The sequence below is a fragment of the Streptococcus sp. 27098_8_86 genome (assembly GCF_041432595.1).
GTDB lineage: Bacteria > Bacillota > Bacilli > Lactobacillales > Streptococcaceae > Streptococcus > Streptococcus pneumoniae_F.
The window spans coordinates 23,549-44,050 of record NZ_JAPVZW010000006.1 but is presented as its reverse complement, the minus strand read 5'-3'; the positions used below and the strand labels follow the sequence as shown (position 1 = coordinate 44,050).

General features: G+C 39.1%; 19 protein-coding genes. All 19 read right to left on the bottom strand.

Features of this window, described 5'->3' with window-relative positions; genetic code table 11:
• Positions 1-40 precede the first annotated feature (40 nt).
• The gene (locus O3616_RS06650) at positions 41-529 is read right to left on the bottom strand and encodes a DUF6773 family protein (RefSeq protein WP_371638427.1); all 489 of its coding nucleotides are present in this window, start codon (positions 527-529) and stop codon (positions 41-43) included.
• Positions 519-728 (bottom strand): helix-turn-helix transcriptional regulator, encoded by a 210-nt coding sequence (locus O3616_RS06645; RefSeq protein ID WP_020902217.1) that lies wholly within the window; start codon positions 726-728, stop codon positions 519-521. Before O3616_RS06645 ends, O3616_RS06650 begins: the two co-directional genes overlap by 11 nt.
• A gap of 380 nt (positions 729-1,108) precedes the next feature.
• A complete protein-coding gene (locus O3616_RS06640) occupies positions 1,109-1,837 on the bottom strand; it encodes an ABC transporter permease (RefSeq protein WP_033684064.1) in 729 nt (242 codons plus the stop codon).
• 15 nt (positions 1,838-1,852) lie between these two features.
• Positions 1,853-2,698 (bottom strand): ABC transporter ATP-binding protein, encoded by an 846-nt coding sequence (locus O3616_RS06635; protein WP_371638426.1) that lies wholly within the window; start codon positions 2,696-2,698, stop codon positions 1,853-1,855.
• Positions 2,699-2,877: 179 nt separating this feature from the next.
• The gene (locus tag O3616_RS06630; protein ID WP_214617398.1) at positions 2,878-3,024 is read right to left on the bottom strand and encodes a hypothetical protein; all 147 of its coding nucleotides are present in this window, start codon (positions 3,022-3,024) and stop codon (positions 2,878-2,880) included.
• Positions 3,025-3,070: 46 nt separating this feature from the next.
• Complete coding sequence (locus O3616_RS06625; protein ID WP_371638425.1) at positions 3,071-3,481, bottom strand: GNAT family N-acetyltransferase; 411 nt, start codon at positions 3,479-3,481, stop codon at positions 3,071-3,073.
• A 100-nt stretch (positions 3,482-3,581) separates the two neighbouring features.
• Positions 3,582-4,946, bottom strand: coding sequence for an amino acid permease (locus tag O3616_RS06620; RefSeq protein WP_371638424.1), 1,365 nt, complete (start codon positions 4,944-4,946; stop codon positions 3,582-3,584).
• A 73-nt stretch (positions 4,947-5,019) separates the two neighbouring features.
• The gene (gene greA / locus O3616_RS06615) at positions 5,020-5,502 is read right to left on the bottom strand and encodes a transcription elongation factor GreA (protein ID WP_000818768.1); all 483 of its coding nucleotides are present in this window, start codon (positions 5,500-5,502) and stop codon (positions 5,020-5,022) included.
• A 60-nt stretch (positions 5,503-5,562) separates the two neighbouring features.
• Entirely contained in the window at positions 5,563-7,269 is a 1,707-nt protein-coding gene (gene mltG / locus O3616_RS06610) for an endolytic transglycosylase MltG (RefSeq protein ID WP_371638423.1), read from the bottom strand.
• A gap of 79 nt (positions 7,270-7,348) precedes the next feature.
• On the bottom strand, positions 7,349-7,843 hold the full coding sequence (locus O3616_RS06605; RefSeq protein ID WP_020902221.1) for a GNAT family N-acetyltransferase: 495 nt from the start codon (positions 7,841-7,843) through the stop codon (positions 7,349-7,351).
• The gene (locus tag O3616_RS06600) at positions 7,840-8,301 is read right to left on the bottom strand and encodes a GNAT family N-acetyltransferase (RefSeq protein WP_084862533.1); all 462 of its coding nucleotides are present in this window, start codon (positions 8,299-8,301) and stop codon (positions 7,840-7,842) included. Before O3616_RS06600 ends, O3616_RS06605 begins: the two co-directional genes overlap by 4 nt.
• A gap of 9 nt (positions 8,302-8,310) precedes the next feature.
• Entirely contained in the window at positions 8,311-9,645 is a 1,335-nt protein-coding gene (murC, locus tag O3616_RS06595; RefSeq protein ID WP_285387613.1) for a UDP-N-acetylmuramate--L-alanine ligase, read from the bottom strand.
• Between the two features lie 10 nt (positions 9,646-9,655).
• The gene (locus tag O3616_RS06590) at positions 9,656-10,273 is read right to left on the bottom strand and encodes a hypothetical protein (protein ID WP_049552266.1); all 618 of its coding nucleotides are present in this window, start codon (positions 10,271-10,273) and stop codon (positions 9,656-9,658) included.
• Positions 10,274-10,320: 47 nt separating this feature from the next.
• On the bottom strand, positions 10,321-13,419 hold the full coding sequence (locus O3616_RS06585) for a DEAD/DEAH box helicase (protein WP_371638422.1): 3,099 nt from the start codon (positions 13,417-13,419) through the stop codon (positions 10,321-10,323).
• A gap of 92 nt (positions 13,420-13,511) precedes the next feature.
• Positions 13,512-14,678 carry a MalY/PatB family protein gene (locus tag O3616_RS06580; protein ID WP_371638421.1) on the bottom strand — a complete coding sequence of 389 codons (1,167 nt, stop codon included), beginning with the start codon at positions 14,676-14,678 and terminating at the stop codon, positions 13,512-13,514.
• 7 nt (positions 14,679-14,685) lie between these two features.
• Positions 14,686-15,780 carry a cystathionine gamma-synthase gene (locus O3616_RS06575; RefSeq protein WP_201058918.1) on the bottom strand — a complete coding sequence of 365 codons (1,095 nt, stop codon included), beginning with the start codon at positions 15,778-15,780 and terminating at the stop codon, positions 14,686-14,688.
• Between the two features lie 164 nt (positions 15,781-15,944).
• On the bottom strand, positions 15,945-16,400 hold the full coding sequence (locus O3616_RS06570; RefSeq protein ID WP_371638420.1) for a hypothetical protein: 456 nt from the start codon (positions 16,398-16,400) through the stop codon (positions 15,945-15,947).
• Positions 16,401-16,716: 316 nt separating this feature from the next.
• Positions 16,717-18,675 carry a peptide ABC transporter substrate-binding protein gene (locus O3616_RS06565; RefSeq protein ID WP_371638419.1) on the bottom strand — a complete coding sequence of 653 codons (1,959 nt, stop codon included), beginning with the start codon at positions 18,673-18,675 and terminating at the stop codon, positions 16,717-16,719.
• Positions 18,676-18,879: 204 nt separating this feature from the next.
• On the bottom strand, positions 18,880-20,502 hold the full coding sequence (locus O3616_RS06560) for an oligosaccharide flippase family protein (RefSeq protein ID WP_371638418.1): 1,623 nt from the start codon (positions 20,500-20,502) through the stop codon (positions 18,880-18,882).

The following is a 20,502-nucleotide window of genomic DNA, read 5'->3' as shown; positions in this document are numbered from 1 at the left end:
TTATATCACATTTTAGCTGGATTGCGAAAAGAGTAACAAGCTATTCACCACTCTCCAGTTCATCCATGTCTTGCTCAAATTTTTTCTGAGCCCATTCTCCATAGCTCTTAAGACCAAGATTGCCAATAAAGACCCAAGGAAGGTAAATGACATAAGTAATTGCCCAAGCAGATAGGTATTTAACGTTCAAAGGATTGTGCTGATAAATTTCTATATTGAATTGATAATTCTGCAACATCAAGAGAGTCGTAATCGCCAAGGTTAGGAAAAAACAACCCAAAATCGTAAAATGAAAACGACTATAGTAGGTCACTCCCAGATAACGGGCACGATTGAAAAAGAAGAAAATTCCTACTATCAGAGTATAGACTAGAAAATTCGGATTAAAAAGAGATGGAGCCAACACTGCCACCAAATAGCTTAGAAGTACAAGCCCAATAAAGAGTGAAAAAGACTCTGCCCCAGCTTTATTGATTAGTTGTTCTTCTCTTTCATCAAGTAATTGATAATGAATAAATTTATTTACCATCTTCTTCCTCCCAAAATAATTGGTCTAGGGTTTTCCCTAAACATCTGCAAATAGACTGGCAAAGCGAGAGACTGGGATTGTATTTCCCCGCCTCTATCAAACCAATAGTCTGGCGCGTCACCCCGACAGCATCTGCCAGTTGACCTTGAGTTAAATCAAGCTCTACACGAGCTAATTTTAATTTTAAATTTTTAGCCACCTGCGTCCTCCTTATAGTTTTAATACTCATCTACTCTTAAAAAATCCAAAACCAACACAAGCTGTCAGCTATTTATTTTAACCTCATTAATTAGCACTCCAATATTATCTTCTGCCTAAAATCAGTATGTTGGATTGTTTGAAATAAACTTCCTAGTTTGCTATTTGATTTTTTGTTTAGTATTAGCTTTAGTAGGGGCTTTTAAACGAGTTTTGATTGCTTGTATTTCTTATTTAGTTGATTTCATATCACTATTATATAATGCTTTTGGAAATGAGTCTAGCATAAGACAAAAACGTGTACACAACAAGAGCAGGAGCATAGCAAGATGACTGATTTTTTTGCTGGATTTGCAGTCTGCAAAATAATACTAAATAAAACTAAAATGAATACTCCTTGCTTTTCTTGAGAGTGAAAAAATACAATAAAATGATTGTAGTGATTACCACAAGATACTGACTAATAGACATCGTATTTGAAGCCACAAATACAGGTAAGGAATAAAAAGGAAGAAGTTCAATTGCTTTGATAAACAAATCATTACTAGTATTCGTCATAATCGTATTTAATATATTAGGGATAAAGAGTAGTAAAGCTACTAAAATACCAAATACCAAGCCACTTTTCAATTTGTATAAATAGAAAATGTAAGATAATAGAAAATAAAATAGGACTAACAAAATTGTATTGACTACAATGGCTACTATAAAATCTAATCCTAAATCACCTGGAACACCCAATTTACTTACGATGACTAGTAACACAATACCATTCAAAGCATAGATAATGGAAACTGAGATGGCATATAGAAAATTGGATAAGACGTAAATCATCCGATTTTTCTGTTGATTATAAAATAAACTTATCGTATTGTAGGAAAAATCCCTGCTAATAATTCGGTTAGCATGTATAACAGCCATTAACATACCGAGCATAGCATAAAAGTTTGAAATATGCTTAATACCAAGCGATGTCCCTTGAGTCTTTAGAATAAAGAATGTAACCAATATCGGCGGTATAAACGAGATAAGCAAACCGAGATATATTACGCCTGATGAATATAAATCTCTTATATTTTCCTTAAGAAAATTCAATTTATTTAATTTCATGATTATAACCTTCCTTTATTTTGAACGATTTAGATAAATATCTTTAAGCGTCTCTTTTTTAGTTTCAAAATCAACTACTTTAATAGAGTTTTCGTTAAAAAATTTAAAAAGCTCACTACTTTGAATATTCCCAGACATAGTAATTTTCAGTCCCTCTTCCTGAACAATATCCCCAAATTCTTGTTTGGTAATGAAAATGTCTTTATCTGTGGCTGATGAAAAAGCTATCTCAAACAAGCAATTATGACTATCTTTTCCTACTTTTTGGAATGTCAAAAACCCGTTCTCCAAGAAAAGGACCCTCTCACAAATTTCTTCAATATCTTCTAATTTATGACTCGATATTAAAATTCCCACATTTTCATGTAAAGCTAAATTTTTTAGAACCGCTAAAACTATTTGTGATGATTCAATATCTAAACCATTAGTCGGTTCATCTAAAATCAATATATCAGGTTCCGTAACGAGAGTTAAAAGCAAAGCTAATTTTTGTTTTGTACCCAAAGAATAGGTCTTTACTTTTTTATTAATAGACTGAGTCAAATCTAACTCTTGAATCAAACTCCCAAATCTTTCTTGATTATAGTCAACACCATATAAATTTGACAGATATTTTAAATTCTCTAAACCTGTTTTAGATAAAAATAATTTTGGTTCTTCGATTAAATACCCAACATTATCACTACTTGTAATATTCCCTGAAGTCGGTTGATTATTCTGAACAAGAATTTTCATCAATGTACTCTTGCCAACTCCGTTTCTCCCTACTAGACCAACAATTTCACCCTTATTAAGTGCAAAATTTATATCTTTGAGAATGATTGAATGACCATAATGCTTACTTACATTTATAACTTCCATTTTTTATTCCTCCATTAATATTCTTGCTTTTCTCTTTGATTCTCATTAATTTTAAAAAGTTGCGCCTCTTTTCAACATCATTATATCATATATCTAACTCAATGCAATATATAAATGTCATTTTGTAAAATTTTATTAACAAAAAACTCTCTACCACAAAATAATAGAGAGTTTTCTGCTTATTCAATTTTTTTCAAAATATCTACGACATCATTTCTTTTCTTAACCTGATAGACCTTGATTCCCAACTTCTCAGCTACGATTGCATTATCCTCAATATCGTCTAGAAAGACACAATTTGTAGTATTTAAGAGGTATTTTATCAAGACTTATGTCAAACTCCCCTCTTTGCCTTATGCTTTCATCTTCTACTTACAAATCCTTTTGGTAATAAAATCTTTTTCCTATGTAGGGATAGTCTTGCAAAACAAAGACTTCCTTGTAGTCATGCCTTTTATAAAAATCTGGAGCTTGAAACTGGTAAGTATTGACAAAGGCAAAACGACAGTTTCGATTCTTAGCTTCACTTTCAGCCTGTTGCAATAGTTTTGAACCGATTCCTTGCCCTCTCAGTTCCTCTTTTACAAATAAATACTCGATTTCTAGCCAATTTCCAAAAGTCTCAGCTATCAAACCTGCCAGGAGATTGCCCTTTTCATCTTCGACATAAAGATTAAGTGGCTCACTTTCAGCTTCTTCTCTTTTTGAACGGTTATAAACACGAATCAGGTTCCCTATTTCTTGTGATTTATGGGATTCCTTATTTTCCAATCTAAAGTACATCTAAATCTCCTTAAATACTGTTACAGCTTGATTATAGTCTTATTTCAATGGACTGTCAAACTAGTAAAAACTCACCAACCTGAGTTGATGAGTCCTTAATCTATTTTCTAAATTTCCACTGGCTATAAATACCGAAACCAATAATCCAGATAGCTGAACCGATTGCTCCTACAAATGTAGACTCTTGTAAAAAGAGGGTTACAAAGACAAAGGCAAAGAAGATCATGGTTAAAGGATTTAGGAAACGATAATGGGGCATGAGATAGCCATCCGCCATAAAGTCTGGTGACTTGCGGTATTTAAGGTGAGCCATCATAATCAAGATATAAATGGCGATATAGACACCTGATGATGATGCCGTAATCAAGGCAAAGGCATCGGAAACACCTGGCAAGATATTGATAAAGGCTGCTAGGGCAATCAAAATTGCTGAGGCGATGATGGCATTTTGTGGCACATTGTGGCGAGAAAGAGTATCTGCTTTAATTGCTTTTAGGAAGCGATTTGGCGAATCATGGGCAATCTGGTATAAATGACGCCCTGTTGAGTAGAGAGTTGAGTTAAGAGCAGATGCTGCTGAGGTCAAAACGACGAAGTTAATCAAGGCTGCTGCCCACTTGATACCTGCCAATTCAAATACTGTAACAAAAGGTGAATCAGCCGATGCAAGTTCACGCCACGGAATGATAGCCATGATGGCTAAGAGGGCACCACCGTAGAAAAAGGCGATACGCAAAGGAATTTCCTTAACAGCCTTTGGCAAGACCTGACGTGGATTTTTGGTTTCAGAAGTTGTTACCCCGATAAACTCAATCATGAGATAAGCAAAGAAAACCATCTGGAAGGCCATGACAAAGTTCACTCCACCATTTGGGAAGAGGGAGAAATTGTCGGCAATATTAGCTAAACTTGCTACTCCATGAGGTGTCTTAAAGCCTGTCAAGACCATAAAGACTCCTGTTGCAATCATGGCTAAAATAGCCACAATCTTGACCATAGCAAACCAAAACTCAACTTCCCCAAAGAGCTTCACCGCTATCAGATTGACCAAGGCTAGAATGGTCAAAAATCCAATCTCAATCATCCAACTTGGCCAGCTAGGGAACCAAAACTGAACATAGTGAGAGATAGCAGTGATTTCCGCCATACCGATAAAGACAACGGATAGCCAGTAGGACCAAACCGAGAAATAACCCCAGCCCTTACCCAAATGGCGCGTGATAAAGTTGATAAAGGTATGTTGCTCAGGGTCTTGGTAGAGCATTTCCCCAACCGCACGCATCATAAGGAACATGAAAGCCCCAGTAATCATATAAATCAGTACAATGGAAGGACCTGTAAGGCTAATAGAACGACCTGCTCCCAAAAAGAGTCCTGTTCCGATTGTTCCCGCAATAGCCATAACCTGCACGTGACGATTAGTCAGACCACGCTCCATCTTGTTTTTTTTCTTCTTTGAACTCATATAGTCTCCAATTCTTTTTAAACCTAAAAAGGAGCAAAGAAGGATTTTTCCCTCTTTTTACTCCTTTTAATCATTAGGCTGTTTTTTCAACCTTCAAGATTTTTACATCATAGCTACCAACAGGTGTTTCAATTGTTGCTGTATCACCTGTTTTCTTGCCAATCAAGGCTTGTCCAATTGGGCTTTCATTTGAAACTTTACCTGCAAAGGCATCCGCACCCGCTGAACCTACGATAATATAAACTTCTTCTTCGTCCTCACCAATTTCTTGGATAGTGACTGTTTTACCAATCGCTACTTCGTCTTGGGCAACTGAGTCACTATTGACGATTTCAGCATAACGGATTTTTGTTTCCAAGCTAGAGATTTGTCCTTCGACAAAGGCTTGTTCATCCTTAGCTGCTTCGTATTCACTGTTTTCAGAAAGGTCACCGTATGAACGGGCAATCTTAATGCGTTCTACCACTTCTGGACGGCGGACCAATTTCAATTCTTCTAATTCTTTTTCAAGTTTTTCCTTTTCCTCAAGGGTCATAGGATATGTTTTTTCTGCCATTTTTCTCAACTTTCCTTCGATAATATTGAATCTCTATCTGAGATTCTCATGTTTGTAGTCTTAGTTTGAACTACTATTTTGAGTAAGCTTGCTATTGACGTGCTCAGCTACATTACGATCATGTTCTTCCTGTGTCACTGCGTAATAGACTTTACCATCTGTAACATTGGCTACAAAGTAGAGGTTCTCACTCTTAGTTTGGTTGATACTTGCTTCAATCGCGTCCTGACTTGGACTATCTACTGGACCAGGCATCAAACCAGGTTTTGTATAAACATTGTATGGTGAATTAATCGATGTATCAATTCCAGCATCATCTGCTAGGCTAATATTTTGGCCAAGTTTCCCTTGGGCATACAAGATTGCAATATTGCTTTGAAGTGGCATACCAAGATTCAAACGGTTGTAGAAAACACCCGCAATCAACTTACGGTCTTCAGTCTTAGCCCCTTCTTTTTCAACCAGTGAAGCAATTGTTAGCAATTCATTGACTGTCAAGTTCTTAGACTTAATTGCACTATAGTGCGGAGTCAAGGTCTTATCCATAGCTGCCAGCATCTCATCAATCAAGCTTTCAATAGTTGTGCTTTCCTTGATAGAGTAGGTCGCTGGGAAAAGATAACCTTCCAAACGGTAACGAGCTCCACTTTCTTTCGTTGGCAAGCTTTCGAGTAGGTTTGGATATTTAGCAACTTCTTGACTGATAAAGTTGTCATCTTGCACTTTAGCCAAGAAAGCTTCCGCTGTCAAAGGTTCTTTAAATTCACCTTGTAATTGGCCTACAGCTTGGGCGATTTGATCAATGGTATATCCTTCTGGAATTGTCAAGTTTGCAAGAGATGGAGCCTGAGGTTCAGGTGTACCACCTTTTTGCAGTTCCTTAATGATGTCCTCTGTACTCATGCTCTTTTGCAAATTGTAATATCCAGCCTTCAAATCTGAATAATTCTTATATTTTGCATAGAAAGCAAAAATCACACCGTGTTTAATCACACCAGAATGCTCAAGAGTTGATCCGATTTCTTGGACATTGGCTCCTTCTGGAATTTGAACAGTCACATATTCCTTAGAATTTGCATCAACAGGTAGCAAGGATGACTGAACATACTGATAACCGAAGTAACCACCTGCCGAAATCAAGGCTAGGAAAATCAGTAGAGAAATGAAGAATGCCTTCAAATGTGATTTTTTCTTCTTAACTGGTTTAACTGTCTCACGGCGACTACGTCTAGGAACTGAACCTAGGCTATCTGCCGATTCAGCTAACTCAGATAGCTCATTATCCACTGCAGGAGTACTAACTTCTTCCTGTTGTCTACTTGTTTTATACGACACCGCAACCTTTGTTGGAATCTCGTTAAATTCTTTGTCTTCGTTAAGTTTTACAGGTTCTACTTTTGGTTGAACTGGCTCGAAAATAGGTTCTACTGATTCAACTACAGGTTCAACAACCGCTTCAATTTTAGGTTCTGCAACTTCTTCATTTGCTGCAATTTCATCCGAAATATCATTTGAACGTGACGGAACACTAGGAGCATTCTTTAATATTTGATCCACAACAGAAAGAGAATTAGCCATCAACTCTTCTGCTGAAGGTTCATGTTCCTGAGTTGAAGGATCTACTGAATCTTCTTGAGATAAAGGAGTTTCAAAACTTGTAATCTCGTTTTCTTGCTCACTTCTATCTTGTTTTTTTACTCTCTCTAAATCACGTAAAATTTGCTCTTTAAAGCTTAATTTTTCGTCTTCTCTTGTTTTTTCACTCAAAAGTTTATCCTCCTCGTTGACAATCCATAATATTATATCTTAAAAACGAAAGAAAAGCAACCTAGCATGCTTTTCTCGCTTATTTTTTAGCTTCCCAGACCATATCATACCAGGTTTCCCCTGCAAAGGTTGACTGAGACCGGCCTTCATTGACAAATCCATGTTTTTCGTAGTAGGCGATGAGATAGTCATGACAGGTTAGGTTAATACCTTCTCTTTCGTGTTCAAGAGCCAACTCTTTCAAGGCTGTTAATAATTTTTGACCAAGTCCAAGGCCCTGTGCTTCCTTGGCAATAGAAAGACAGGTCACAGAGATATAACCACTCGGCTCATGACTATAATCTTCTATCTCTTCTGTAAAAGACTGATCTTGCAGATGGCGGTATGGTCCAACTGGCCCTTCTATATACCCCATGATTCTGCCTTCTTTTTCTGCAACCAGAAACGAGGTCTGAATTTTTCGCAAATGAGCTTCAAAAACCGAGCGAGGAATGGCTTCTTCAAGTGAGAAATTTTCTAGTTCAATCTCAACGATACGATCTAAATCTTCTAATCTTGCTTTCCTGATTTTCATTGTGCCTCCAGATAAAAGGGATTAAACCAAATCATACTAAAACCTTGACTAGCTGCATAAAGGGAAGTTTCTTCATCAATAAAACCGTTCATTTCAAAATAGGATAGCAACTCATCAGGACTCTTCAAACGAATAGCTTTGTAATCCAGCTCAACCGCCACCTCTTTCAAGGCTGCAAGAAGAAGCGTGCCCAAGCCCTGTCTCTGATGGCCAGAGTCAATGACTAAAGAATGCATTTCTAGGCATTGCGGATTATGTGGCTGAGGATCGCCTAGAACATAGCCCAGAAGCTGATTTTCATCCCTAGCTAGAAGAAAGGTATCCGCACACTTACGGATACTTTCTTCTAAAATATGGGAAGGTTGCTGCTTTTCAGCTGGAAAAGATGAGGCCTGAAGTGCCTCTATCTCAGTTAAATCAGACTTACTTGCCCGAATGATTTTAATTGGAATTTCCATGAGAACTTCCTATTGAACATTGCTTGTCAGGTTAGACAAGAGACGCTCGAATGAATATTCATAGGTTTGGATATCTCCTGCTCCCATAAAGACGTAAACAGCATTGTCATGGTCTAGGAGTGGAGAAACATTTTCAACAGTAATCACTTGGTGTTTCTTATCGATTTTATTGGCTAGGTCTTCTACCTTAACATCACCATGGTCTACTTCACGAGCAGATCCATAAATTTGGGCTAGATAAACAGCATCCGCTTGGTTCAAAGCGTGGGCAAATTCGTCCAACAAGGCAATGGTTCTTGTAAAAGTATGCGGTTGGAAGACTGCAACAATTTCCTTGCTTGGGTATTTTTGACGCGCCGCATCCAAGGTCGCAATAATTTCTGTTGGATGGTGAGCAAAGTCATCGATAATCACCGTGTCATTGACAATTTTCTCAGTGAAACGACGCTTAACACCGGCAAATGTTTTCAAGTGTTCACGCACCAAGTTCAAATCAAATCCTGCTGTGTAAAGCAATCCAATAACGGCTGTCGCATTCATGATATTGTGTCGACCAAAGGTTGGAATATGGAATTGCCCTAATTCTTGACCACGGAAATGAACTGTGAAGGTTGAACCAGTTGTTGAACGAAGAAGATCACTAGCAACAAAGTCATTACCTTCTGCTTCAAAACCATAATAATAAATCGGAGCATCAGACGTAATCTTACGCAATTCAGCATCTTCACCGTAGATAAACAAACCTTTGGTAATTTGTTTAGCATAGTCGTTAAAGGCATTGAAAACATCCTCTAGACTTGTGAAATAGTCTGGATGGTCAAAGTCAATGTTGGTGATAATAGAGTATTCTGGGTGATAAGGCATAAAGTGACGCTCGTATTCGTCAGATTCAAAGACAAAATATTTAGCATTGGCCGAACCACGACCAGTCCCGTCTCCAATCAAGAAGCTAGTATCTGTAATGTGAGACAAGACATGAGACAACATCCCAGTAGTTGAAGTTTTTCCATGCGCTCCAGCTACTCCCATGCTGACAAAGTCACGCATAAAGCTACCTAGGAACTCATGGTAACGTTTGTAGCTAATGCCATTTTGGTCCGCATAGGCAATTTCGACGTTGTTATCTGGACGAAAGGCATTTCCAGCGATAATTTCCATATCACCGTCTAGATTTTTTTCATCAAAAGGAAGAATAGTAATCCCTGCCTGCTCAAGACCACGTTGAGTAAAGTAGTACTTTTCAACATCTGATCCCTGTACCTTATGCCCCATTTGGTGCAACATCAAGGCCAAGGCACTCATACCTGATCCCTTAATTCCGATAAAATGATATGTCTTTGACATGTTTTCTCCCCTATTCCGTAATTCTTGTCAGATTCAACTCTTGGGCCACCTGACGTTCTTGTTCTTTTTGTTGATTCTTTTTATTGTAGATTTGGCTCTTCTTCAGAAAATCATAGTTGTTTTTCTTTGGACTTGAAGTTTCTTTCGACTCAGCTTGAGTCGACATATTGTTCACTTCTTCCGCCAAGATGTAATGAGACTGAGTCAATTTTTGACTGTATTTGACAAATTCACCAGGATTTTCCTTTTGGAAAGGAGCTGTAGGTTGATTGCCCTGTCTAACTAGACTTGGCTGAGGATGGCGTCTTGTAGGAGTAATATCCTTAGTCAGATAGCTTGCTGATCGTTTCTTTTTCAAGTCCGCACGCGCTTCTTCACGTGCAACCTCCGCATAGCTCTTTCCTTCTTTTTTAACTCCTAAACCAGCCCTCTTAGGTTTCTCGACTGGCTTTTCAATCTGTTTTACTGGTTTTTCTTCAGTAATAGGGGCCCACTCCAGATAATTCTTATCACGGTATTCTCCCTTGATATTACTGATAAAGTCAGATTCATCATAGAGGTCCATAACCGGCATCTCAGTCAACATGATCTCATCATCTGACACCAATGGAAATCGTTCTTCTCTCATTTTCTATTTCCTTTCAACACTTCATTATAGCGTATTGTCTTGATTTTTCAAGTGCTGGCTTCAGAAATTCCTAAAATTTCTCTAATTTCTGCTAGGGTCAGACTGCCACGTGACTCTGTGCCATCCAATACTTGTGACACCAGATGTTTCTTTTGTTCTTGGAGTTCCTGAATTTTTTCTTCAATGGTTCCCTTGGTCACCAAGCGATAAACCTCAACCGTTTCTTCCTGACCCATCCGATGGGCACGGCCAATGGCTTGCGCTTCCACCGCAGGATTCCACCAAAGGTCAACCAAAATAACCGTATCAGCACCTGTCAGGTTCAGACCGACACCACCAGCCTTAAGGGAAATCAGAAAGGCATCTCTTTCCCCTTGGTTAAAGGCCTTGGTCATGTCTTGTCTTTCCTTGGCTGGGGTTGAACCCGTAATTTTAAAGGAAGTCAAGCCCAAGTCTGGCAGTTCTTGTTCAATTTTCTCCAACATTCCCTTGAACTGTGAGAAAATCAAGACACGGTGTCCACCATCTGCCACCTGTACCAGCAAGTCTCGAAGACTATCCAGTTTACCACTGGCACCCTGATAATCTTCCATAAAGAGGGCAGGCGTATCACAGATTTGGCGCAAGCGCATCAGACCAGATAAAATTTCCACACGACTTCGCTGAAATTCCTGATCTGACACTTGAGCCAGACGGTCTCTCATCTGTTGCAACTGAGCTAGATAGATAGCCTTTTGCTGGTCTTCCAGTTCATTCTTATAAACCACTTCAATCAAGTCTGGCAATTCAGTCAGAACTTCTTCTTTCTTTCGCCGCATGACGAAAGGTTTGATAAACTGAGCCACGCGCTCAGCTGGCAATTTCATAAATTCTTTCTTGCTTGGCAAAAGTCCTGGCATGACGATTTGGAAAATAGACCACAACTCCCCCAGATGATTTTCAATAGGAGTTCCTGACAAGGCAAAGACTGACGGCACCACAAACTGTCTCAAGGTCTGGGCAATCTTGGTCTGGGTATTTTTCATTACCTGAGCCTCATCTAAGAAAAGGAAGTCAAAGGCCATCCCCTGATAAAGCTCACTGTCCTGACGGAAGGTAGCATAACTCGTCACATAGATTTGATGGCTCTCAGCAAGAATCTCCTCACGACTAGCTTTCAAACCATGAACAACAGCCACATCCAACTGTGGGGCAAATTTCTGAAACTCATCTGCCCAATTGTAAATCAAACCCGACGGAGCGAGAATCAAAACCCGACTTTCTTTTGTCACTTGACTGGTCAAAAAAGCAATGGTCTGAAGGGTTTTCCCCAAGCCCATATCATCAGCCAAAATCCCACCAAAACCATAATAATGGAGCATTTGCAACCAGCCGATTCCCTTTTCCTGATAGTCTCGCAAATCAGCCTGAACCTGAGTTGCTTGCAAAGGAAAGTCCTCTGGATGCGTCAAGTCGTAGGCCAGATTCTGGAATTCTTGTGAAAAAGAAACACGGTCTCGCCCTTCAAAAAGATGAGCTAAACTATAAGCCAAAGATTTTCGAGCCTGCAAGGCCCCATCTTTTAATTCAAACTGTCCCAGTTCCTGTAGATTTTGGCGAATTCTCTTGGTTTCTTCATCGAAAAAGTAGACTTGATTGGACGAATCGATATAAAAATCTTGATTGGCAACCAAGGCCTGCATGGCTTGGTCAATTTCCTCTTGGGCGATATCTTGAAAATCAAACTGGATTTCCAAGAGACCTCCCTTGGAAGCAATCTGCACTTGAGGGCTTGCTAGGCTATAAATTTCTTCTAGCTTGTCTGATAGATCAACATTCCCGAGTTTTTCAAAAACTGGAATGATGTCATGGAAGAAATGATAAACAGACTCGGCTTTTAAGGCCTGACGCCAAGATTGAAAGTCTGCTTCAAATCCAGCTGCCAAACAGACTTGGAAAACTCTTTCTTCTAAGTCAGCATCACTCGAAAAAGGTAATTCTTCTAGCTCTTGTCGGCTAGATACCTGCTTATCTCCATAATCAAACTGAATTTCTAAACGAATCCGATTATCTTCTTCCCTATCAAAATAAAAAGAGGGCTCAAAAATTTTGATTTGTAAGCGTTCTGGAGCTGAAACGGTGCCCATCTGGCCAAAGAGAGTTAGACAAGAAGCCAACTTATCGCGGTCACTGCTATCAAATTGCAAATATTTCTTTCCGTGTTGATCCACAGGTAGCGCTTTGATTTCCTTGAGAAGACGTATCTGCTGGTCTGTTAGAAAATAAACCTGTCCTTTATGGAAAAGTACGGCTCCCTGATAAAAGACATTGACTCTAGGACTCTCACTGATTTCCATTTCAAAATAATTCGAGTATTCTTTTACTATAAAGGCAAATAGATTAGCACCCGCATGCAAATCCTGAAAAATCAGGGTTTGGTAGCTATCTACTTGATGGTCAAATTGAAAATGCGGCAAGGTCATCAGTAAATTCACACCCTGCTCAAAAAAGGTCAGAGGAAAAAAGAGATGCCGACCCTGGTTTTGGAAAAAAAGATCTGGACTAAGTCCTTCCTCCGTTAGTCCCCGCAAAAAAGCCAGAAGCTCTTGACTTGCCTCATCAAAGGCTTCCAAAGACAGAGATTCCTCATAAGTTTTTCCAATCATATAAGGTTTTCTCTTCTCGACGACTTTTAAAAAGAGCGGAATATCCCGAATGACATAGTATTTTTGACTATTGGTTTGCCCGATTCTCAGAGTCCACAAGATACGATTGGTTCCTGCTTCCACTTGTCCCACAGCCGATAATTCATAGGCACGTTCTGCTTTTGGAGACAAGATTCGGTCCAAAAATTTACCACCCAAGGTCACCTTGGTTTCAACGGCTTCTTTTTCTTCATGACCTTCTTCAAGACCCTGCAAGATTTCTTGGCCACGCTCATCATTTTTCAAAAAATGCTCCAGAGCTGCCAAATGCACACAGTAGCCCCTCTTTTGGAAAAAATCGCAGGCACAAAAAACCAAATCATCCTCTAAACTATAGCGCAGTTCTTCTTCTGCGACGCGAGCGTAGAGCCGATTATTCTTTTCCTTGATGATGTCAACTTTACCAGTTTCATAAAGGGCAACGCCTTCGATACGGACTTTCCCCGGAATCAATTTAGCCATATTTCTACCTTTACCTTATCTTTTTATTATACCATATTTTCCTCTATGAAAATAGCCTCCTAGGAAGACTTTTCTCCTAGAAGGCTGGATTATTAAAGTTTGGCAAAAGTCGCAACAATCCGCTGACAAACTTCTTGCAACAGAGATTTAGGCATGGCTACATTGAGGCGGGCATGGAGACTTCCTTCCTCTCCAAAATCCAAACCACGGTTAAGGATAACCTTGGCTTCATTTCTCAACAGCTCTTGCAATGTTTCATCAGTCAGGTCATAGGCTGAAAAATCAAGCCAAATCAAATAGGTTCCTTGTGGTTTCATGACCTTAATTTTAGTCTCTTTTCCAAATAAATCTACCACATAATTAATATGGTCTTCAAAGACTTGCTTGAGTTCCTCTAACCAATCTTTACCGTATCGATAGGCAGCTTCTGTCGCCAAATAACCCAAGCCTGAAATTTCATGCTGGTTATTGGCCAACTGGCGTTTCTGGTAAGCCACTCGCAACTTAGGATTTTCAATAACTGCATATGAATTTTTTGTTCCAGCAATATTAAAGGTTTTAGTGGCACTGCTCAAGACGATCGCAAATTCTTTAAAGTCAGGATTGATGGTATTGAAGGAATGATGCTTGTGACCAAAGAGGGCCAAATCTTGGTGAATCTCATCCGAAACCAACAAAACACCGTGTTTTTTGCAGAGTTGGCCAATCTTCTCCAACACTTCCTTTTCCCAAACACGTCCACCAGGATTGTGAGGATTGCAAAGAATATAGAGTTTCACATCCTCTTCTACCAAATCCTTCTCCAATTGGTCAAAGTCAATCTCAAACAGACCATCCTTTTCCACCAAAGAATTGGTAATCAATCTGCGGTTATTCAACTTGACACTGCGAGTAAAAGGTGGGTAAACTGGTGTGTTAATCAGAACTGCCTCGCCTTCTTTTGTAAAGGCTTGAATAGCTGTTGAGATGGCTGGCACCACACCCTCGATAAAGACAAGAGCTTCTTTGTCAAAGTGATACCCATGTTGTGTAGCTTCCCACTTTTGAACTTCCTTAATTAACTCTTCACTGGCATAGGTATAACCATAAACCAGTTGATCAGCGTAAGTTTGCACGGCTTGACGGATTTCAGGCAAGACTACAAAGTCCATATCCGCTATCCAAGCTGGTAGGACTTCACTATCCGTTTCTGCTTCTTTCCATTTATAGGTATGGTGCCCTAAACGATTGGGCAGGCTTGTAAAATCATATTTTCCCATCTTTATCTTATCCTTCTAAGGCTTGGCGCAAATCTGCAATCAAATCTCTAGCATCCTCAATCCCAATAGACAAACGCAAGAGGTCATCTGTCAAACCATAAGAATGGCGCACTTCTGCTGGAATATCAGCGTGAGTTTGCGTCGTTGGATAAGTAATGAGACTTTCTACCCCACCTAAACTTTCCGCAAAAGAGAAGACCTTAAGACTGTTCAAAATATGTGGAATGCGTGTTTCATCGGCTACTTTAAAGGAAATCATGCCTCCACGACCAGTGTAGAGAACTTCCTTAACTGCTGGAGAATCCTTCAAAAAGGCAACCACTTCTTGGGCGTTAGCTGTTGAGCGCTCCATACGAAGAGACAAGGTCTTGAGACCACGAATCAATTGATAACTGTCAAATGGAGACAAGACTGCCCCTGTCGTATTAAGATTGTAAAAGAGCTTCTCGTATAGTTCTAAACTATTGGTCACAACCACTCCAGCCAAGACATCATTGTGACCTGCTAGATACTTGGTTGCTGAATGAAGAACGATATCCGCTCCATCTTCAATCGGACGTTGATAGATAGGACTGTAGAAGGTATTGTCCACCACCACTTTGGCACCCTTAGCATGAGCTAATTTTGCTAGTTTTTCGATATCAAATTCCAACATCAAGGGATTGGTTGGTGTTTCGATATAGAGAACATCCACGTCCTTTTCTAACTCGGCAATCAACTCTTCTTCTGTATTGGCATAGGTAAAATGGAAACGGCCTTCCTGCTCCACTTGGTTGAACCAGCGGAAAGAACCACCGTAAAGGTCACGGACAGCCAAGACCTTACTTCCTACTGGGAAGACACTAAAGGCCAGTACAATAGCTGACATCCCTGAGCTAGTCGCTAGGGCATAGTCTGCGGACTCAATAGCCGCCAAGACTTCTTCCGCCTTACTGCGAGTTGGGTTTTTGGTGCGCGTATAGTCAAATCCAGTAGACTGACCAAACTCTGGGTGCTGATAAGTCGTCGAAAAATGAATCGGTGTCACCAAAGCTCCTGTTGCTTCGTCTGACTTGATACCCGCCTGGGCCAAAATTGTGTTAATGTGTAATTCCTTGCTCATACAATACCTCCAAATCTATAGTAACTATTGTACCACTTATTTTCATCAACTCATTTTCTTCTTTTCAAGAGCTAGTTATAGTTTCAAACTATAGACTTAGCTAGTAAAGCTAAAAAGAATCCAGAAAAGCTTCCAGATTCTTTTGTGACGATGATTGCTAGGCCTTACTTAGACTGAAAGAAATCCTGTTGGTCTAAATAGTCATAATGGTCTTTATTAAATTGATACTGGCCCACATGCTGACCAATCTGACCGACATCCACGGAAAAAATATAGTCTTCATTTTGATAGTGCCAGTTCAGCCTAACTGTATTCAAGACTTTCTTATAAGTAAAATCTTTGACTTGATTCCATGGGATCTCTATGACTTGATTAGAACGATTTTCTGTTACATCACTGATGTCCATCAAGTAAATCCCCTTAGGTGTGAATGCTATAAGCTTAGGCTTCACACTCGACTGAACATAGTAGGAACCACCTATAATGAAAAAATCAACAAAGGATTTCAACCATGTCTTTTTCTTGAAAGCCATAAGAAAATTCTTTTGCCCTTCAATGCGACAAGTTGAAAGAAATGATGCAATCTGTTTTTCTGTCGCAAACTCCATAATAGCGCCCACGATGTTACCTCCATAACGATTAGTAAATAGGCAGATAAGAACTCTTCACATAAAAGAAGAACTTATCATTTGTTGCATTTTATCTTACTTTTTCAGTAAATAACATACCTCCTATAAAATCATCCTAGCATGTGTATACTTCAGTTAACACTGGAAGAGGATTTAAAAAATAGCTTCTCACAACTTTTATTATATTCATTATATCATAAATCCAATTAACAATTTAAAAAATGTAAGCACTTTTCTTCCAACTTCGCTATCATTCTATTAAAAAACGACAGCTTCTTTCGAAACCATCGTTTTTCTTGAAAAATCCTTATTTTACATGTTTTGCCAATTCTTCTTGGGCTTTTTTATTGGATTCTTCTTTTTCTTTCAGCCATTTTTCTTTGGCTTTTTCATATTCTTCTTTTGTGACTGTCTTATCTTGTACTTTGAGGTATTTATATGATTCAATACCTTTATTACCAGCTAATGAATATGGTTCTGAGAAAGGAACTGTTTTTCTCAATACTGGTGTTCCACCCTTAGACACATTTGGAATTGCTAAAGCACTATCTACCAACCACGCTTGGATCTCAGCATACTTGTCATAGCGTTTTGCAAGATCTTGTTCCTTATTAGCTTCTTCCAACATTTGAGTGTAGACATCTAGTCCAACAGCCTTGGCCTTGTCATTGGCTTCACCTGGCTCTAAACCTAGATTTTGCATCAAACCACCAGAATTAACATTAAAGACATCAAGATAGGTTGAAGGATCTTGGTAATCAGGACCCCAACCACCGTTGTAAAGATCATAATCCTTCTGAGCTGCTGTCTGAGCCAAATAGCTTGTATTGTCATAATCTTCAGTAGTGAGTTGTTGAATATCAATTACAACGTTCTCTGCACCTAAGGCTGCTTCAATAGATTGCTTCATAGAGTTTGCCTCTTGGACACCCTTTTTAGCAGCTTGGTCAACTGTCATGTCCAAGTGAATAGGGAATTGGACTCCTTTAGCTTGGAGTTCTTTCTTAGCCTCTGCAAATTTAGCTTTAGCTTTTTCAGCATTGTAGTATGGATCTTGGGCATCCGAAAAGTTGATTCCTTGCCATTCCTTACCATAATTGACCATCTTAGAGGCTACTACTTCACCAAAGTCTTTTCCGTTGATACTTACAAAGTTTGGAGGAACGACTAGGTTACGCAAAATCTTAGTTGCTCCATCCTCGCCTTGAGATTGAGCCCCGTAAGCTGTACGGTCATAGGCAAAGTTAATGGCTTGACGGAAGTTTTTATTAAGAACTGCTTCTTGGGTCGATTTCTTCTCAGCATCACTTGTCTTGGAAGTGAATTTATAAGATTTTCTATCTAGGTTAAAGTTTAAGAAGTAAGAAGTAGCATCTTGCAAGCTATAGATGATATTGTCCTTATTCTTTTCTTTAATTCCTTCAAAACTTGAACTATTTGGATAGAGACGAGCATAACTATAAGCACCTTCTACAAAGTTACGAGCCAGTGCATCTTGGTCACTACCATCATAATAGGCCAATTTCACATCATCTACAAAGACATTTTTAGCATCCCAGTAGTTAGGATTTTTCTTGAATTCGATGACAGATTTTGAAACAAAGGATTTCATCAAGAAAGGTCCATTGTACAAAATACTAGATGGGTCTACCTTCCCAAAATCATCCCCTTTTGATTTCAAGAAATCTGCATTGACAGGGAAGAGAATAGTTGACGTTGTTTTTGAGTTCCAGTAAGATTCTGGTCGTGTCAAGGTATATTGAACAGTTTGGTCATCAAGAGCCTTAACTCCGACAGTTGAAAAGTCTGTTGTTTTACCAGTGATATAGTCATCTAAACCAGCGACGGATTCTTGCACCAAGTACAAGGCTTCTGATTTTTTATCAGCTGCATATTTCAAACCAGTTACAAAATCTTGGGCAGTTACAGGAGCATATTCATCTCCATCTGCAGTATACCATTTAGCATCTTTACGCAGTTTGTAGGTATAGGTCAAACCGTCCTTAGAAACACTCCAATCCTCTGCCAAGGATGGAATATAGTTCCCATACTGGTCATTTTCCATGAGCCCATCTACCAAATTAACCACGATATCATTAGTTGTTGCACGGTTTTCTGCTAGATAATTCAAACTAGACGGATCACTAACATAAACATAGTTATATGTTTTTGACGCTGTGCTGGAATTTCCACACGCGCTTAATAAAATACCTGCACTTAACACGACACCCGCAAGTGCTACATACTTGGCTTTAGACTTTTTCATCTTCAGAACCTCCTGATTTAAATATTTGTCTTATTATACAACTTGAGTTTTATTTAGTCAATAGATTTTTAAGTAAAATTTAAGAAAAATTAAATTACCATCTACAAACTTTAGCTATTATTCTACAAATTAATAAAAAAGAGAATAATTTGAACATTTCATGATAGAAATGTTCAAATTATCCCTTTTATTTATAAATATTTTTTAAGTTAACTTTAATTTGATTCGTAGGCGATCTGCTTGGGCTTTTCCAATCACCTTATCCAATAAACGGGTACGGAGGCTCATAATTCCATAAACTCCTCCACCCATGGCACCGACAAGAGTTACATATAGAAAACTCCACAAACGCCCACTTGGTTGGAAGACAAATCCCAGTATCCACTGGATAGCACCTACACTGATGAACATAACAAAAGTCAACAAACTGATTAAAATCGTTCTCCTAAATACCACATTACCTCTCATTCCTGTTACCCTACATAGTTCACGATAAATGAATAGAATAGGGATGATAAGAGCGATTGATGTTGAAATCAAAGGACCATAACTGTGAAAAAGATAAATTGTTGGTAATTGCAAGACTAGCTTAGCAACCGAACCATAGAAAAAGTAACGGATCGCTTTACGATTATGGAACATAGCCTGAAGCATTGGTGACAAAACCATATATACACCCAAAATAGTTGACTGTAAGACTGCAAAGATAAACAAACCTAATGCCAAACCATCTGGCTTCCCGTAAAATATGGTATAAATAGGTTCACCGACCATGACCACTCCCACAGTTGCAGGAAAAAGAAACAATAGAAGCATCGTTAGATTATCTTGAATCAATTTAGAGGCAGACCTCAAATCACCTTTCACATAGTTTTCGGTCAAAAGTGGCAAGCCTACACCACCAATCGAAACTCCTAAGGAAATCAAAATCATAGTGATTTTATTAGGATTGGCAGAGAAATAAGAAAACATGACAACCAAGTCTTCATTACTATAGTTGGTAAACCAGCTCATACTATTGATAAAGGTCATCTGATCCAAAATCTGGAAAAGCTGGATAGCAGACCCTGTCAGGATAAAAGGAATGGCTTCCTTAATGGTATCGATCAAAAGACGCTTACTATCAATCTTATCTCCTGTTTCAAAAACTTTTTGAAGCATTCCTTCTTTATAGAGGAAATAAAGCAAGACAGCAAAGCTAGCAACCATTCCCACAAAGGCCGCAAAGGTAGACTGGGTGACTGCTGCTAGATAGTCTCCCGAACCAAGCTTCATAATGATAAAGGTAGCCAAGAGCATCCAGATAACACGAATGACCTGCTCAGCGATTTGGCTCATGGCATAAGGTTTCAGGTTATTCATCCCTTGGAAGAAGCCTCGGATAACACTCATAGATGGGAAAATCAAGACCGCCCAAGCCAAGCTCTGCATGATTGGGATCAAGTCTTTGCCCACGCCAGATAAGTCTGCTAGCCAAGGAGCAAAGACATACAAGACTAAAGCAAAAACCAGACCTAGTCCTGTCATAAAGCCTAAAAAGCTCCGAATCAGGCCAAAGCTATGCTCTTCTTCTCGCATGGTATTATACTTGGCCACTTGCTTGGCCACCGCAACTGGAATCCCTGCTGTTGAAACCAGCAAGAACCAAGCATAGATATTATAGCCCATGGTAAAGAGACCATTTGCTGTAGCCGCATAAGACCCCATCCAGATATACCAGGGTATAATATAAATAGCCCCGAGTAGGCGACTGATAAAGTTACTAGCCGTTAGCCAAGCAGTCCCCCGTAACATCTGGGCCTGCTGGTGATTGTTTTCGTTAGACAT